The sequence below is a fragment of the Brevibacillus fulvus genome (assembly GCF_016908525.1).
In the GTDB taxonomy this organism is placed as follows: domain Bacteria; phylum Bacillota; class Bacilli; order Brevibacillales; family Brevibacillaceae; genus Brevibacillus_G; species Brevibacillus_G fulvus.
Genome location: NZ_JAFBEB010000009.1, coordinates 52,726 through 67,899 on the forward strand (window position 1 = coordinate 52,726; position 15,174 = coordinate 67,899).

Here is a 15,174-nt window from a genome sequence, read left to right on the forward strand (position 1 = left end):
AACATCGTAAACATGTGGACGAAAGCAAGCGAACCCAACTTCCCCGAACATCCGGAGAACAGATTGGGTTCGCTGTTCATTTGCTCTTATTTGCCAAAACCGATTTTCGCAGACTCGCTGAATTGTTCTGCTTGCGGAGAGGAAGGCTCGGGGTGGATGGTAGTCTCGCCAATTTCGGGACGCTCTACCTGTGTCACTTCATCGGGAATGTCGACCTCAGGCAGTTCAATCGTTGATTTCTCCAAACGGAAAACCTCCTGTTCTCGCTGCTTACGCGTATAATTTGCCCGGTTCATCCGTGTCTCATTCACCCGCCTTACCGTCGTCTTCAGCAAACAAGCGCAACATTCCGCAAGCGGATACACCCTTTGATAAAAACCGGTTTGAAAAATACGCTGAGAATGCTCCCGCTTGACCAACTTGCGACAATATATGCAGTAGACCGTGTCGCTGCAAAGCTCCATCGCTTTCCTCCAACATCATTTTTCCATTACGATATGCGCAGGCAGCTTAAGTTATCCCGGCTCAACGTCCGGACTTCATCTGGAAACATTAGTTTTCTTTGTTGGTAGCTATAACTTTCTGTTAGCCCATCTCCATTTATTTTTCCTACTTTGGTACTTCGACTGGCATTTTGGATTTTAATGGTCGTTACACCCAGCAGATTGCTAAGATAATCAGCCGATCCTTGTTCGTTTACACCAAGATATACCTGAGTGTCACAATAACTAATGATCTCCTCCCAAGAATCTTTATACCTTTGTTTCATCTGAGGAATGGACTGAAATACCATCATCGGATAGATCCGCCGCCCCCTCATGGTCGGTAATTTTTCAATCAAGTTAGGAATTCGTCCAAGGTTCCCAATCTCATCAAGAGCCATGTAAATGGGCGTATGAAGTTGATGCCCATATAAGAGGAATGCAAAGATTTTTAAAAATCCGATCTAAAATCGTAATATTCACTGAGGATATCAATTTTTTTGCCAGCGATTTCAATGGTTTTGTTATCAATCCACTTTAAACTGTCGATTTTATCGCCACTTATCCAAAAGACTTTTCGTCTTTCATTACCATATTCAATTTCTCCAATGTAAGTATAGTCGGATCTTAACAATACCCCCCCCATTAAATAAGTTTTTAATCTATATTTTCCGTCAGGTGATACACTTTCTGATACAACCTGAAGTTTTTTAGTATCAATACTTTCTAAACTAGGATAAAAGTTTACCTTTATAAAAATTACTATGGCAACCAAAACGGTTAATCCGATTAACTTGGAAATCAACTTCATTGTATCCCTCCTAACTATCAATATACATATGGATTTACATTTAAAAAAAATTACTTTTTTTACCATAAACTAAGAAGGAAAATAGCGAACCGTGTCAAATGTATATTTTTGTAAGAATTTAAAAACTTTTGAAATGTTGAGATTTAATTGGCAAAGTTCAAAATCTTTAATGTTGTTGCTGGATTAACCATTGCAACCAGTCTTGTCTCAGGTTACGGAATTGCAAACGCGAACACGTCTTATTTTGTTGCTGCTGCTCAACAAGAAACAACTTTAAAAGGGAAAGCAGGGATTCAACTAATTGCCCCTATTAGTAAAGAGGATCGAAAACTTCACGCAGATGTAATCGCTAAACTGGATGGACAGAACGGTTGGCGCCTAACTGACAGAGGACTTGAGAAGTTTTATCCAGCAAGAACAGGGACGGTTGAAATCAATGGTGAAAAAATTGATGTTAATTCCGATGGTACTTTTGAAGTAAAAGGAATTAAGGAAAAAGAATTAAAGGGTACATTTAAAAGAAAAGACTATACAGCACAAAAGAGTATTAAGCTGAAAGATGGTACTCAAAATGATCTGGAATTGTTTTGCTAGAATCCTATCATTATCCTGAAGCTTGGCAATAAGGAATTTTATGACACGTCAAATGAAATATAGAGTTATCTCAATACTATTGTTAATCTGCTTCACTTCTGTGTTAGTAGCTTGCTCTCCAAAAGAGGGAGGTAATACTAATGTAGGCGAAAGAAAGGTTTCGGCACAGGAGGAACACCACCATGAAACCGAACATGAAGTTGAGCAAAGTTCTGTGATCATTCATCTCTCTAGTGAGATTCCCAAGATTGTAAGTGGTCAGGAGACGGTATTTAACACCCATATAATGCAGTCCGATTTACCACTAACAAATGCAAAAGTTCGCTTTGAGATATGGAAGGAAGGAGAAGAAAAACATTCCTTTCATGAAGCAACCGAAACGGGAGATGGAAACTACAAACTAGCTTACAGATTTGAACAACCACAACTGCATCACTTGATTGTTCATGTTGAGAAAAATTCTCTTCATGGTCACAAAAAGTTTAAGATAAACGTCCGTAATCAACCTTAACAAAGAGGCGCTCAGAAAGCGTGGTTTGCTTTCCGAGCGCCTCTTGTTATCGATGGCTTCCCTGCCCTGACCCCCAGCGGCAGCTACCGGCTGCCGTAACGCCTAAATCAATTGATCCCCCAGGGATAATTTCATATTTTTACGACCAGGATTCAATATCATCATCGTCAATCTCAAAGATCGCTTCTGAATCAGATGAATCGGCATCCTCTTCCTTTTTCGGGATCGTAACCTGATCAACCTCATCCGCAACCGGTTTTTCCATACTCCCTTTTTCATGATGCGGTGATTCGATTTCTTTTCCGGAAGAAGCAACCTCCCCTACCCCTTCTGTCGCATTAAGGATAGGCTGCTGCTGTCGAATCTGAGGAGCCGGAATCTGCTCAATTAGTGGCATTACCGAATTGCTGGCTACCAACTCCGTAACAGGAAAATCAAAATTACGTTTGGCTGGAATGATCAATTGCAAATCAACCACACCACCGCGCCGGATAATTTCCTGTTCGATTAGATAGCGAAACGAATCGGCAAGATTACTCTGTATATTGATCCACTCCATAACGGCAGGGTGTTCGTCCACTCTTGTTTTGAAGGAAACTCCCTTACCAGGGATTTTTTCCGTCTTTTTTCCTTTTGACACTCGATCACCCCCTACCCTTTTTCCACCGATTTAATTAAACAGCTTGTTTTGCTTTTGCCTTCAACGCACTAAATATTTTGCTAACGGTAAAGATGTAAAGTCATTAAGATACTCCCCCCACCATACACACAAATCACATCGATTTCATTCCGTGTCTTAGTTAGTTGGGTCCGAACATTACGAACGATCTGTTTAGCTTGGGCCAATAAAGGCTGTTGCAGGGTTTTTAATGCACGTTCATGATACTTATGGGTCGGCTTTTTAATCACATCACTAAAGAATTGACGTGGGGAATCCGGCAAATGAATCAACCGATTATAGCCCTAGAATGACGATTGCGACACAACTCGACGTTTTTTGTCCTTCCTCCGTTTCCGGAGAGCCCCGGGCATTTTCTGCTGAAGTTTGGACATACTTGTAGGGGCAAAGCAGTCTGCTGCTGCCTTGCAAATTGGATCATATTAGGAGGAGACGCCCTATGTATAGAAGCTCTGTCCATGATATGGCTCAGGCACATCATCAACAGGCTCAATTCCATCAATTTCACGCAGACGCACATCAGCAACAAGCCCAATTCCACCGTCAGCAAGCCGATATGCACAGGCAGCAAGCATTGTCTTATGGCCCCAACGCAGCTTTTAACCAAAATTACAGCAGCCGTCAGACAGCCTATGCCGATCAGGTATCGCCAGTCGCTCTCGTCTTCCACGGGCAAGTTACTCCTCAAGCGCTTGCGTCATTACAACAATTCCATAATCCTTACGCATTGCAAAATCCCGGAGCGAACCTTGCTCCCCACGCAGCCCACGCTGTAGACAACCGCTCTGCTTTGAATCTGGGACATCGTTTTTGAGTTATCCCCCACGCATACAGCGTGGGGTTTTGTATTTTCCAGCGAGTGTTAGCAGGAGTTTCGACAACTCGTGCAGAATTTGTCATACTCACTCCATGCCAACCCGAGGGGGATTTTATGACGAATTGGAACAAACCTTTCCCCGTGTTATTCGTCACCATAATCTTGCTTTTGCTACTGGCAATTACTGCGCAATTTATCAATAACTTACAACAAATTAACCTGATTTCCGCGCCCCAACCGCCCCGGCCTAAAGTGGCTCTGTTACTGGAAGGACCAACTTATGACCAAAGCTGGAACAGCAGCGCGTGGGTCAGCATGAACCGGTTGAAGCAAAAATACAACTTTCGGCTGGATATTAAAAGAAATTTGACCGCGGAACTGATTGAGCCAGTGACCCGCGCTTATGCCGAGCAAAACTACCAATTGATTATTGGCCATGGCCGTATTTTTTCAGATGCTTTTGCGAAGGTCGCCCCACACTATGCCAATACCCGCTTTGTGACGATTAACGGAAATCCCTTGCATGCCAATCAAACCGCTATTTCCAGCGATGTGGTCAAACAAAATTATTTCGTTGGCAAATTGGCGGCGATGATGAGCAAAAGCCATAAAGTGGGTTATATCGCGGTAAACAATGCCGCGGAAAAGCGCCAGGCCCTCTCTTTTGTGAATGGCGCAGCCGCGGAGCACGCTTCGACCATCATCAAACAGGTCGACACCTATTCCGATACGGACTCGGCAATCGCGGCGACCCACGCATTGTACAATGAAGGCGCAGACGTGATATATACCACAGGCGACAGCTTTAACCTGGCCGTTATTACCGAAGCGCAAAAATTGAACATTTATGTGATCGGCTACATTTCCAACCAGCGGTTTATCGCTCCCGATCATGTGATTACCTCGGTAATTGAAGACATCGATAAAATGTACGACAAAATGTTTGAACAATATTTCAACGGTACTCTTCCTTCGGGCAAAGTTACGTACGGGATCGAATCAGGCGTCAATTATTTCAGCCCGTATGGCACAATGGTCCCGGCCAGCGTGAGGGAAGCGATTGAACAAGAGATCAAACAGCTCGGTGACGTTACACGTTAAGCGGAGGGAACAACATGTTACTGTTTCGTTCTTTAGGTTTCCAACAAAAAATATGGCTCAGTTACTTGATCATGACGCTGTTAATCGGCTTGATTGCCTTTTTATTCAGCTACCAAATGACCACACTCATTTCCCAAGAAACGCATTTGACACGGGAACTGATCCCGCAAGTCAAATCGATGATCCGGGTGAAAAACCAGATCTATACGAAAACCTACGCGTTAAAAATGTATACCGTTACGCGACAGTCGCAATATTTGCAAGAGTATCACCAAACCTTAATCAACAAGCCGGATTTGGAGGTGTTGCCGAAGACAGACGACAACACCGCGCTGGTCCAGGTAATGAATCTGATTGAGGATCTGGATGTTGTCTTTTTGAATAAAATCAATCCCTTGCTTAAAGTAAACAATGTAACAGCGGTAACGTATGTGCTGGAACATGATCTTCAGCCCCTGCTCGATCTGTTGGAAAATACGCTGACTCATTCGCTGAATACATTGGACGAACAGACTGAATCGGAGTTTGCCAAAACCAACAAAGTGATGAAAATGGTGTTGATTGTCACTTACTCCATTTCTGCACTTTTCCTGTTTTTCGGTTTGTTGTTTGCTTTTTACTTTCGCAAGGAATTGCTGCATCCGATTGAGTCGCTGATCGGACAAATTCGCCAGATCTCGCAGGGCGCATTTGGCAAGCAGGTGGTCTATCAGACCAATGACGAATTTTCAGAGTTGGCCCGCGAATTTAATAAAATGTCTGCCAGCATCGCGCAGTTGTTTCAACAAAGCCAGCAACAACAATTGGTCCTGGAGGACGAAAAGCTTTTTCGCGAACAAATCCTCGATTCCTTGCCGATCGGTGTGATCACGCGGCAGTCGCTGACAAGCGAAGTTCATATTAACGAAAAAGCCAAGGAACTGGTCATGCTCGATCAAGATTTTTTCCCTGTTTTACCTGACGGTACCCCTTGGGATATTTCGTCGGAGAATCCCTGGTTTGTGAATCGGAGAATGACTTTGCTCAAACAGGATGGCAGTTCTTTTTTAGGCCTCGTTTCGTTTGTTCCCTTGTTGAATCAGCAACGCAGCGAATCCGGATGGGTCGTGGTGCTGGCCGACATAACGGAACAAATCAAAATCCAGGAATTCATGCATCAATCGGAAAAGCTGGCCCTTGTCGGGCAGTTGGCCGCCGGAGCCGCGCATGAGATTCGCAATCCGCTGGCCGTCATTTATGGCTTTATCCAGTTAATGCAGAAGGGGCTTCCGGCAGAAAAGGCCAATGAGTACCATCTCTCTCTCGTTTTGCAAGAAATCGAACGGGTCAACCAAATTGTCACGGAAATGCTGCTGCTGGCCAAACCTTCTCGGCCCAACTATCGCGAGGTAAAGCTGGCGGAAATCCTCTCGTCCATCTTACCGTTGATGCAGGCGGAGGCAAGATTTCGCGGTGTGGAAATTTTGAACCGGTCTGCACCGGACATCACGCTGCATGTCGATGTGGAACAATTGAAGCAAATTTTGCTGAATTTGATGAAAAACGGGATAGAAGCGATGCAAAACGGCGGGAAATTGACCATCGAGAGCCAGCAGCTTGAGGGTCACGTTGAAATCACAATCCGGGATACAGGGGAAGGCATCCCGGCTGAATTTCTCAACCGAATTTTCGAGCCATTCTTTTCCTTGAAGGAAGATGGCACCGGTCTCGGCTTGCCGGTCACCATCCAGATGGTGAGAAATCATGGGGGCGAGCTGAGCGTCAAGAGTGAGCCGGGTCGAGGCTCGGAACTTACCATCCATCTTCCGATAAAGCCTGTCCGTGATTAAACCGGCTGGGGGACTTGACGGTTCAGCCATTCAAACATTCGTCTGGTATACGCTTCATTCAGCTCCGGCAAAAACAAATGCGTCGCCCCTTCCGCCAGCCATAATTCATACGGTTTGTCGTGAAGCTGCAAGGCATTGGCCAGCCGATAGGCATGCTCTACGCCCACATTCTGATCTTCTGTACCGTGAATGATCAGGACCGGACAGCGGATGCGATCGGCCGTAAAAACGGGTGAACGCTCCCGATAAGCCGCTTCCTGCTTGCGTGGATGACCGACGATTCGGCGCAGCATGCGGCGAAGATCGACCCGTTCTTCATAGGTGAGAAACAGGTCGCTGACACCTCCCCAGACCACCGCAGCCAGAATGCCCTCACACTGCATCGCCGCAAACAGGGCCATCATGCCGCCTCGAGAAAAACCGTACAAACTAATCCGCTGCGGGTCAACCTGTGGGAGCGTTCGCAAAAGTTCGTAAGCCGAAAAAACATCTTGGCGATCATTGCCGCCGAACTCGTCGCGCCCTTCGCCTCCCTCGCTTCCGCGGTAATGAGGCGCAAAGACAATATAGCCAAAAGCGGCCAATTGCGAAATCCGCTCAGGCCGAACCTTGCCCACATTATTCAGCCCTCCGCGGCAATACAGCAACGCCGGCATCGGGCCCGCCTGATCCGGGACAGCCAATGCGGCCTTGACTCGCAGTCCTTGGCTTAAATAGGTTACCCGAAACAGAGACACCCCTTCCATCACCGCCGGCTCCGGAGTTATCTCCAGCAATAAATCATTTTGGGTCGACAAGCCAATCGCTCCTTTATACTCCAGTACCTTTTTCAAGTAGAAAAAAGAAGGAACGCTGACGTTCCTTCTTTTTTCTGTAGGATGCGCAAACTCGGCGGAAACCATCGATGGTTTCATCGACCTTCCGCTTCACTTCGCATCGTCTATCATCATCCCGGCTTAATAGCCGCGTTTTGCTTGTTTTTTATTGATCGTTGCCAGGTTTTCTTCGCTGTGTTTCAACCATTTTTTCAACTTGTCTTCGAAGGTCGCAGCGCTATCCCCACGCTTGGCATTTCCTCCTCGGTCACCACCCCGATTTCCACCACGGCGCTCTTCACGTTCCTCACGTTCTGGAGCAGGCAGTGCGGCACGAACCGAAAGCGAGATTTTTCCTGCATCATCAATCGAGAGAACCTTTACTTTTACAGGGGAACCGACAGAAAAGTGTTCATTAATATCCTTTACGAATCCATTCGCCACCTGGGAAATGTGAACCAGACCTTGTTCCGTTTCACTGATTGCTACGAACATCCCAAACGGTTTGATCGCCGTTACTTTTCCCTCGATGATGCTTCCCACTTGTACTGCCATTCAGTTTGCACTCCTTATCTTTTTCCAAAAGTGTCTTCGAACCTAAATTATAGTCAGGCTCACTAATTAAGTATAGCAGAGAATATGATTTGATGAAAAGCCTAATTTAAGCAGGATTACGGCCTTAACTGTTTTCTGCCAAATCTTGTTCTCGTCCTGTTTTTACGGTAGGTCCTCCATCCCAGTATAAGCAAAAGCATGGTAAACATTCCTGTCGAGTCCAACAAAATATCGGTGATGATTCCTGTCCGGTGGGGGGTAAATGTTTGATGCCATTCATCCAAGACGGCGGCCAAAACGGCCAACAGTCCGCTCCAGGGAAGCGCCACCGGAGGATGGTACCAGTTGCGCAGCAGACGGTAAAAAAGCAACGTCAGCAAGGCAAACGTGCAGAAATGCGTTCCCTTGCGGACAAAAAATTCAATATAGCCGGCTACCCCGTCTTCTTCGACACTGACTTCGCTATGACCATATGTGAAAGAGAACCCGTCCAGCCGTTCGCCGACGCTCTCAGCATCAGGGATCAACTGGGAAATGTTTCCGCGAATATCCTGATTTTCATACGGTTGTGAAGAAGAATAAAACAAACCTAACAGCAATACCAGCACCAAAATACTATCAATCCAACGTTTTTTCCTGTTCAATGTTTGCCTCCCAGCCATGTACTCCGTTTTTTAGTATACCATGCGCAGCGGAGGCAACGAAAAACAATAACACGCCGCTGTCTGCTTACGAGTCCCGGGACAGCGGCCGGAAATCATCTTCCGTCAGTTCCCGGCACACCCTCCCGCTTTGTTCCGACTGCGCGAGCGATGGCAAGGAGTCCAATTTATCCGCTTGTTTGGCTCGATCCCGTCGCTTCACCAAATAATTGGACCATTCGGTTCGCAACCATCTGCGGAACTCCGCTGCCGCTGACGGGTCAACAGCGGCCGCTCGTTGCTCTTCCTTCCCCAAAAGCGCCGGCAGCAAGACAAGCAGACACCAACCGGCCAAAATCACTCCGCTTCCCAAAGCGGCGGCAAACGACGCGGAATAATCGCCACTTTGCCCCATGCCCATTGCCATTGGAAACAATCCAAGCAGAACGGAACCTAGCAAGCCGATGGTTGCCGGGGCATGTGAAAAAACACGCTGTTCCAGACGGTTCAACGTCCGGCGGGCAGCCGAATCCATCCACGGCAAAGCCTGCTGCAAAATCAGGCCGCAACTGGCCAGCACACCATAAAAAGCCATGAGATTATACGGCCGGTAAAGGGCCAACAGCGCCAAAATGACTGCCCCGGACAGCACAGGAAGCAGCAGGAGGCCAAGCAACACATGGCGTACCTTGAATCCGAAAGCGCTGCCGAGCGACAAAGCGATCAAGCAGGCAATGGCCGTAACGGTCAGTCGTGTTGGCCAATCCGCCTGGTCGGCCTCTTCTTGCTGTTCCTTCTCCGTCTCATCCGCAGTTTGAATCGTATAACCCGGCGGTATTCTGCCTTCCTGACGAAATTGATACGGCAAATAGTAAGAAAGCGTATCCCTGCGCGACGGTTCCGACAATTGGGCGCTTACTTTCATCACATACAGGCCGTCTTCCCGCATAAATTCGGCCGGAGGCGGGCCCAATTCCGCTTCTGCCAACTCAGCCAAAGGAACCGTCCCTTCTGCCGTGCGGATCAGGAACTTTTTGACTTGCTCGGGATGCTCCCTTGCCATCTCCGGAAATTTGGCAATAACCGGTACTATGCTGCCATTCCAGAGCAAATCGCCAATTTGCTGTTCCTGCAGATAAAACGCCAGTTGATCGCGAATCTCCTCTTCGGAAATCTGATAGCGCGCCAACATTTCCCGTTTCGGTCGAAACTGAATGGCCGGAACATCGCTGCTTTGCGTACTGATCCGTTCATCGGTAATAATTTCCCGATCCTGCTTGTCGACCCACCGCAAATTTTGCAAGTATGCCAGCACTTGGTTGGCCAACTCCCCGGTCGTTTGTAAAGCAGGACCCTTGACCGTGAATTCAATGCTGCCCGTTTGCCCGTCGATCGCCAGCTCGTACGGATCGGTTCCCGGAATTTGCCGCAAAGTCTGCTCGATGGTTTTTTCCAATTGCGGCTTGCTTTGCTCCCAATCGTACCTGTCCTTGAATCGCACCTCAAAGCGGATCAGCTCTTTGCTAACATTTGCCTGCAGCTCTTGGATTTCCTTGATTTGGCGAAGCTGCTGCTCCGCCTGTCTCTCCGCCGCGATCGCCTGATCGAGACTGCTTCCCTTGATCATCGGCAAACGAATGTGCATTTCATGGGTATCCAATTGAAGAAACGGATCGACCGTCACAAACGGCTGAAAAAAGAACGACAGCAGCAATGAAGCGGACAGGCTGACGACATATGGCAGATAACCTTTGCGCATCAGAGCGGACCAGCGCTGTTTCTGATGCTGTGCCCATCTTGAGACTGGACGAACCGCTCGCGGAATCGGAGCTTTGCTGAGCCATTTGTGGCAGTAGGCCGGCAGGATCACGCCGTAGACGATGATCATGGATAGAGCGCCCCAGCCAAACAGCGGCAAAGCGGGCAGCAAAGTGGCGCGATCCGTCACGCTGAGCCAATCGGAATACACCGCGATGAAGACAAGCAGAAACACGATCACCAATGCCAACAGCATTGCTTGAAGCGTTCGTTTTACGCGCGCCGCGATCGCGTCCAGATTCCAGTCCGCCAATTGGGTCAATTGATGAAACAAGGCCGTACCCGCCCCGACAAACCAGACCGCGAAAAAGAGCAGCGCGCCCAACGTAGCTATATTGATCGCAATTCCGCCGAGCCAGATACCGCCAAGCAACGCAAGCAACGCCAGGCCAACCGCCCCGCCGAACAGAAGACCGGCGGCCAGTTGACGAAACCGCCAGCCAACGCAGAACGCTGCGCAAGAGACGGCGAGCCCGACCAGCCAGAAAGCATTTTGCAATGTGCTGGCCAGCGCCAGTTGCTCATCGGGAAAACGGATCAGCCGAAAGGTGCCGTTGGCCTGTTCATTGAGCAGGTCGACCGCTGTCCGCACCGCATTTCTGATTTTTGGCTCTTGCCCGTGCTCCTCGGCGTATACCCGGACCCCGACAAAAGGTTCGCCCTGATACAGCGAGACGGTCTCTCCCCGGCTTGCCCGCTTGTCCTGGACAATAGCGATCTGTTTAAGCGCAACATAGCCTTCACGGGTAGCAATCAAGCTGTTTCCCCACTCCTGGGGACTGTTCGGTTGACTGGTCCACTGCAGACTGGTTTTTTCATCGTCTGTGCCGATTTCGCCGATTCGTGCGGTGGCATGTTGCCGCTGAAGCTGTTCGCTCACTTCTTCGGGCGTCAGACCGTACTGTTTTAATTTCGCCGGCTGGAGCAGCACCTCCACTCGCTGTTGTACCGCGCCCTGCTCAAGTTCAACCCGTGCCACGCCCGGAATTTGCTGCAAAGTCTCGCGAACCGTATGCGCAGCCGCATCCCACGCCGTTTGCAGATCGTTTCCTTGCAGCAGCAGATAGGCGATTTGCCGGTCACCGTAAGGGACTTGCTCCCACCGGACACTTTCACGGCCGCCAGGCAAAGCGGGGGCGATTTCCGCGAGTTTTTTGTCCAGCCGCTGTCCATAGTCTCCCGGAAAAGGAGTGCTTCTTTGAACGGTCAACTCGGCTTGCCCGTCGCGGGAAAGCGTTGACAGATGCTCAAATTCTCCCAGTTGGCGAATCGCCTGTTCCAACGGTTTTCTCACTTTTTCGTCAATATAGTCTGCCGGCATCCCTGGTGCGACAGCATGAATGAGATAAACAGGCGTTTCTTCCGCCGGATAGTTTTGCAAATCGACTCTGGCCACGGCGGCGAAGCCGATGACCACAATCAGGGCGACAAGCAGGTTGAGAAAACTGCCGCTTCCGACACATTTACGGATCACGCACCTTCACCGCCTCTCCGTCGATCAGATAGGACAGTCCGGTTTTGACAATCACATCCCCTGCCGCCAGGCCGTCCAGGATTTGATAATAGTCGTCATAGAGAGCACCAACGGTTACAGGAACTTTTTTGACGCTGTTGTTGCTCACTTGCAAAACATAATAGCCGTCTTCTGCAATGCCTACGCTCGACACCGGCACGAGCACGCCTTGGGCCAGCTCTACCTGATAGCGGCACATCACACTCATGCCCCCTTTCCAATTGAGCGCAGTGTCCTGCAGGACGATTTCCACCGGATAAGTTCCGCTCGCTTTGTCCAGCACCGGCGAGACAAAACTGACGGTTCCTTCCGCCTGTGCGCCGTCAGCCGACTGTACCGTGACGGTTTTTCCCGCTTGCCAATGGCCAATCTGATCCTGGTCCACTTTCAGCTCCACGATCCACTGTGCTGTATCGACAAGTCGAATCACTTCTTCCCCTTGGGAAATTTGCTCGGATTCCCGATGGCGCAAATCGGCGACAATGCCGGCAAACGGCGCCATAATGTTCGCATTGTTCAATTGCTGTTTTGCTTTGGCCAGCTGGGCATTCGCTTCTTTCACCGCCGCATTTGCCGTTTCCAGATCCAATCGGTCTGCACCTTCCGTCAACTGCGTCAGGCGGAGCTGCGCTTCCTGCAAATCCAGACCCGCTTGCTTGTCCTGCAAGGCCAGCTGTTCCAACTCATCCTTGGCGATCGCTCCGTTGGCGTACAATCGTTTCCCCCGGTCATACGCAGCGCTCGCTTGATCGGCCAATTGTCTCGTTCGTTCCACCTCGAGCTTCTGCTGGTTGATGTCGTGCAAGTCAGCCCCCCGCAACGTCTTTTCCCGCTCCAGTTGCGCGCTGTCCACTTGTCCCTGCGCTGCGGCAATTTCTTGCTCCCATACCGTTGCATCCAAGGAAGCGAGCAGAGCTCCCGCTTCAACATGGTCGCCTTTCTTGACATGAATTTTGGCTATTTTGCCGGAAGCGCCAAAAGAAAGCGCCAATTCCTTTTTCGGAGCGACCATCCCGGCAATCTGCATGTGCATGCCCTGCTCATTGCCAACCGTGAAGCTTTCCACCGTCTTGACCTTTAATGCCGCTTCTTCTTGATCATCCCGCAGTTTGTCCACTTCCGCTTCGAGTTTGTCACATCCGCTGGCATACAACAACAACGCCAGAGTCAGGCAGATTGCAAAGCAATTTCGCACTTGTACCCCCATAAAGACGAACAACCCACCTTTAATCATCCGTTTTTTTCTAGTATAAGGGAAAAGAGGAAGTTTGCAGAAAACTTTTTAACGGCAAATCAAACATGCTACGATGAACGATAGGATGACCTCGACGACGAAAGGAGTGAAAAGCGTGTCCACGGTTGGCTTTTTGATTTTGCACGGTTTTGCCGGAGATGTTCACGAGGTGCTTCCTCTGGCTCGCTATTTGCATGAACAAGGTTATGTCATTGAATGCCCCACTCTGGAAGGACATGGCTTGGGGCGCCGGTTTCTGGCGCGCAGCACGCGTCAGCAATGGGTTCGCTCTGCGGAGGAGGCGTATAAACGTTTGCAAATGAGGGCCGAGACGATCATCGTCATCGGGTTTTCCATGGGAGGACTGCTTGCTTTCCATGTTGCCAGAAAGTATCCCGTGCAGCTGTTGTTTACGATCAACACACCTTACAAGTACTGGGACTTAAAACAGGTATGGCGAAACTTGCGCAAAGATCCGGCTATGCACCTGTCGCGCTACTGGCGAAGCACGCGAAAAATTCCGTTGCGCAGCATGCTGCAGTTTCGGCGGTTGCTCGCGGAGACCAAGCCGCTGCTGCCGGAAGTGACCTGTCCGTACGTCATTTTGCAAGGAAAAGAGGACGACACCGTGAAAGCGATCAGCGCCGTCCATTTGCAAAAACAGGTGGGGAGCAGCCAAGTTACGGTTCAATATTTTGCCCACTCCGGTCATTTGCTGCTGCAAGGAACGGAAGCGGCAGAAGCAATCCGCTTTATCGATGAGCAAGTCAAGCGGTATTTGGCAGATAACCTTCCCGAGGGGTAAGCGTTATGGAAAAACGATCGTCTTGTTTTGGTAAACGAGCACTTTATCCTGCAAATGCCAGCCTACCGCGCGGGCCAACACAGTGCGCTCGATCTGTCGGCCCAGTTGTTTTAAATCTTCGGCATCGTGCTGATGCGTTACTCTTTGCACATCCTGTTCGATGATCGGACCGGCGTCCAGTTCTTCGGTAACATAATGGGCGGTGGCGCCGATCAGCTTCACCCCACGCTTGTACGCCTGTTCATAAGGCTTGGCCCCGACAAAAGCCGGCAGGAACGAATGGTGGATGTTAATGATTTGTTGCGGATAATCTTGCAAAAAGCGGGGGGAAAGAATTTGCATATAGCGGGCCAATACGATCACATCGACTTTTCCGCTCGTCAAAGCAAGTTGCTCTGCTTCCGCCTGTTCCTTTCGTTCTTTGCTGACAGGTACATGATAAAACGGTATTTGAAACGGTTCGACCAGTTCTTGCAAATCGGTGTGATTGCTGATCACCATGGCAATATCGGCATGCAGTTGTCCTGATTTCCATTGCCACAGCAATTCCAGCAGACAATGGTCTTCCTTCGATACGAAGATCGCCATTCGCTTGCGTCTTTTCGCTTCAATAATCGACCAATCCATGCCAAAGTCGTTGGCGACTGTCGCAAACCGCCGGCGCAGCTCTTCAATCCGTTCCTCCAGATCGACGACGTCAAACTCGACCCTCATGAAAAAATTCCCTGTTTCCGGATCGGTCGTATATTGGTCCGATTGGACGATATTCGCCCCTTGGGAAAACAAAAACTGGGAGACGGCGGCGACAATTCCCGGCTGATCGGGACAAGCGATCAACATGCGTCCTCGGTCCTTGTTTTTAGTGCGATACGCCATCCATTCGCGGTCTGACAAATGATTCACGGTTCCTCTCCTCCATCCAATCATTGCTTCATACGTAACAGAATGGCACAGAAGCCAACCGGTTGG

At 49.2% G+C, this 15,174-nt stretch carries 16 protein-coding genes; 6 read left to right on the forward strand and 10 right to left on the reverse strand.

Annotated elements, in window-relative coordinates; genetic code table 11:
* Positions 1 to 86: 86 nt before the first annotated feature.
* From JOD01_RS13240 to JOD01_RS13250, 3 genes are all read right to left on the reverse strand, one after another.
* Complete coding sequence (locus tag JOD01_RS13240; protein WP_204518809.1) at positions 87 to 245, reverse strand: hypothetical protein; 159 nt, start codon at positions 243 to 245, stop codon at positions 87 to 89.
* Between the two features lie 245 nt (positions 246 to 490).
* Entirely contained in the window at positions 491 to 883 is a 393-nt protein-coding gene (locus JOD01_RS13245) for a TraG/TraD/VirD4 family protein (RefSeq protein WP_204518810.1), read from the reverse strand.
* Positions 884 to 933: 50 nt separating this feature from the next.
* Entirely contained in the window at positions 934 to 1,293 is a 360-nt protein-coding gene (locus tag JOD01_RS13250; protein ID WP_204518811.1) for a DUF5412 family protein, read from the reverse strand.
* A 147-nt stretch (positions 1,294 to 1,440) separates the two neighbouring features.
* Here JOD01_RS13250 and JOD01_RS13255 point away from each other — a divergent pair, with 147 nt between their 5' ends.
* Positions 1,441 to 1,887 carry a hypothetical protein gene (locus tag JOD01_RS13255; protein ID WP_204518812.1) on the forward strand — a complete coding sequence of 149 codons (447 nt, stop codon included), beginning with the start codon at positions 1,441 to 1,443 and terminating at the stop codon, positions 1,885 to 1,887.
* A 40-nt stretch (positions 1,888 to 1,927) separates the two neighbouring features.
* A complete protein-coding gene (locus JOD01_RS13260) occupies positions 1,928 to 2,398 on the forward strand; it encodes a FixH family protein (RefSeq protein ID WP_204518813.1) in 471 nt (156 codons plus the stop codon).
* A gap of 139 nt (positions 2,399 to 2,537) precedes the next feature.
* Here JOD01_RS13260 and JOD01_RS13265 read toward each other — a convergent pair whose 3' ends face one another.
* Complete coding sequence (locus JOD01_RS13265; RefSeq protein WP_204518814.1) at positions 2,538 to 3,038, reverse strand: hypothetical protein; 501 nt, start codon at positions 3,036 to 3,038, stop codon at positions 2,538 to 2,540.
* Between the two features lie 478 nt (positions 3,039 to 3,516).
* Here JOD01_RS13265 and JOD01_RS13270 point away from each other — a divergent pair, with 478 nt between their 5' ends.
* From JOD01_RS13270 to JOD01_RS13280, 3 genes are all read left to right on the forward strand, one after another.
* A complete protein-coding gene (locus JOD01_RS13270; RefSeq protein ID WP_204518815.1) occupies positions 3,517 to 3,891 on the forward strand; it encodes a hypothetical protein in 375 nt (124 codons plus the stop codon).
* Between the two features lie 117 nt (positions 3,892 to 4,008).
* Complete coding sequence (locus tag JOD01_RS13275) at positions 4,009 to 4,995, forward strand: BMP family ABC transporter substrate-binding protein (RefSeq protein WP_204518816.1); 987 nt, start codon at positions 4,009 to 4,011, stop codon at positions 4,993 to 4,995.
* Positions 4,996 to 5,009: 14 nt separating this feature from the next.
* A complete protein-coding gene (locus tag JOD01_RS13280; protein ID WP_204518817.1) occupies positions 5,010 to 6,824 on the forward strand; it encodes a HAMP domain-containing sensor histidine kinase in 1,815 nt (604 codons plus the stop codon).
* Here JOD01_RS13280 and JOD01_RS13285 read toward each other — a convergent pair.
* From JOD01_RS13285 to JOD01_RS13305, 5 genes are all read right to left on the reverse strand, one after another.
* Positions 6,821 to 7,570: an alpha/beta hydrolase family protein gene (locus tag JOD01_RS13285; protein WP_239565448.1), complete on the reverse strand. Its 750-nt coding sequence runs from the start codon at positions 7,568 to 7,570 to the stop codon at positions 6,821 to 6,823. The two genes, JOD01_RS13280 and JOD01_RS13285, sit on opposite strands and share 4 nt — an antisense overlap.
* A gap of 210 nt (positions 7,571 to 7,780) precedes the next feature.
* On the reverse strand, positions 7,781 to 8,194 hold the full coding sequence (locus tag JOD01_RS13290) for a S1 RNA-binding domain-containing protein (protein ID WP_204518818.1): 414 nt from the start codon (positions 8,192 to 8,194) through the stop codon (positions 7,781 to 7,783).
* A 116-nt stretch (positions 8,195 to 8,310) separates the two neighbouring features.
* Positions 8,311 to 8,838, reverse strand: coding sequence for a VanZ family protein (locus tag JOD01_RS13295; RefSeq protein WP_204518819.1), 528 nt, complete (start codon positions 8,836 to 8,838; stop codon positions 8,311 to 8,313).
* An 85-nt stretch (positions 8,839 to 8,923) separates the two neighbouring features.
* Positions 8,924 to 12,127: an efflux RND transporter permease subunit gene (locus JOD01_RS13300; RefSeq protein ID WP_204518820.1), complete on the reverse strand. Its 3,204-nt coding sequence runs from the start codon at positions 12,125 to 12,127 to the stop codon at positions 8,924 to 8,926.
* Positions 12,117 to 13,361, reverse strand: a complete 1,245-nt coding sequence (locus JOD01_RS13305) for an efflux RND transporter periplasmic adaptor subunit (RefSeq protein ID WP_338028558.1) — start codon at positions 13,359 to 13,361, stop codon at positions 12,117 to 12,119. Before JOD01_RS13305 ends, JOD01_RS13300 begins: the two co-directional genes overlap by 11 nt.
* A gap of 154 nt (positions 13,362 to 13,515) precedes the next feature.
* Here JOD01_RS13305 and JOD01_RS13310 point away from each other — a divergent pair, with 154 nt between their 5' ends.
* Positions 13,516 to 14,205, forward strand: a complete 690-nt coding sequence (locus JOD01_RS13310) for an alpha/beta hydrolase (RefSeq protein ID WP_338028559.1) — start codon at positions 13,516 to 13,518, stop codon at positions 14,203 to 14,205.
* 3 nt (positions 14,206 to 14,208) lie between these two features.
* Here the strand turns inward: JOD01_RS13310 and purU are convergent, their stop codons facing one another.
* Positions 14,209 to 15,108 carry a formyltetrahydrofolate deformylase gene (gene purU / locus JOD01_RS13315; RefSeq protein WP_204518823.1) on the reverse strand — a complete coding sequence of 300 codons (900 nt, stop codon included), beginning with the start codon at positions 15,106 to 15,108 and terminating at the stop codon, positions 14,209 to 14,211.
* Between the last annotated feature and the right edge of the window lie 66 nt (positions 15,109 to 15,174).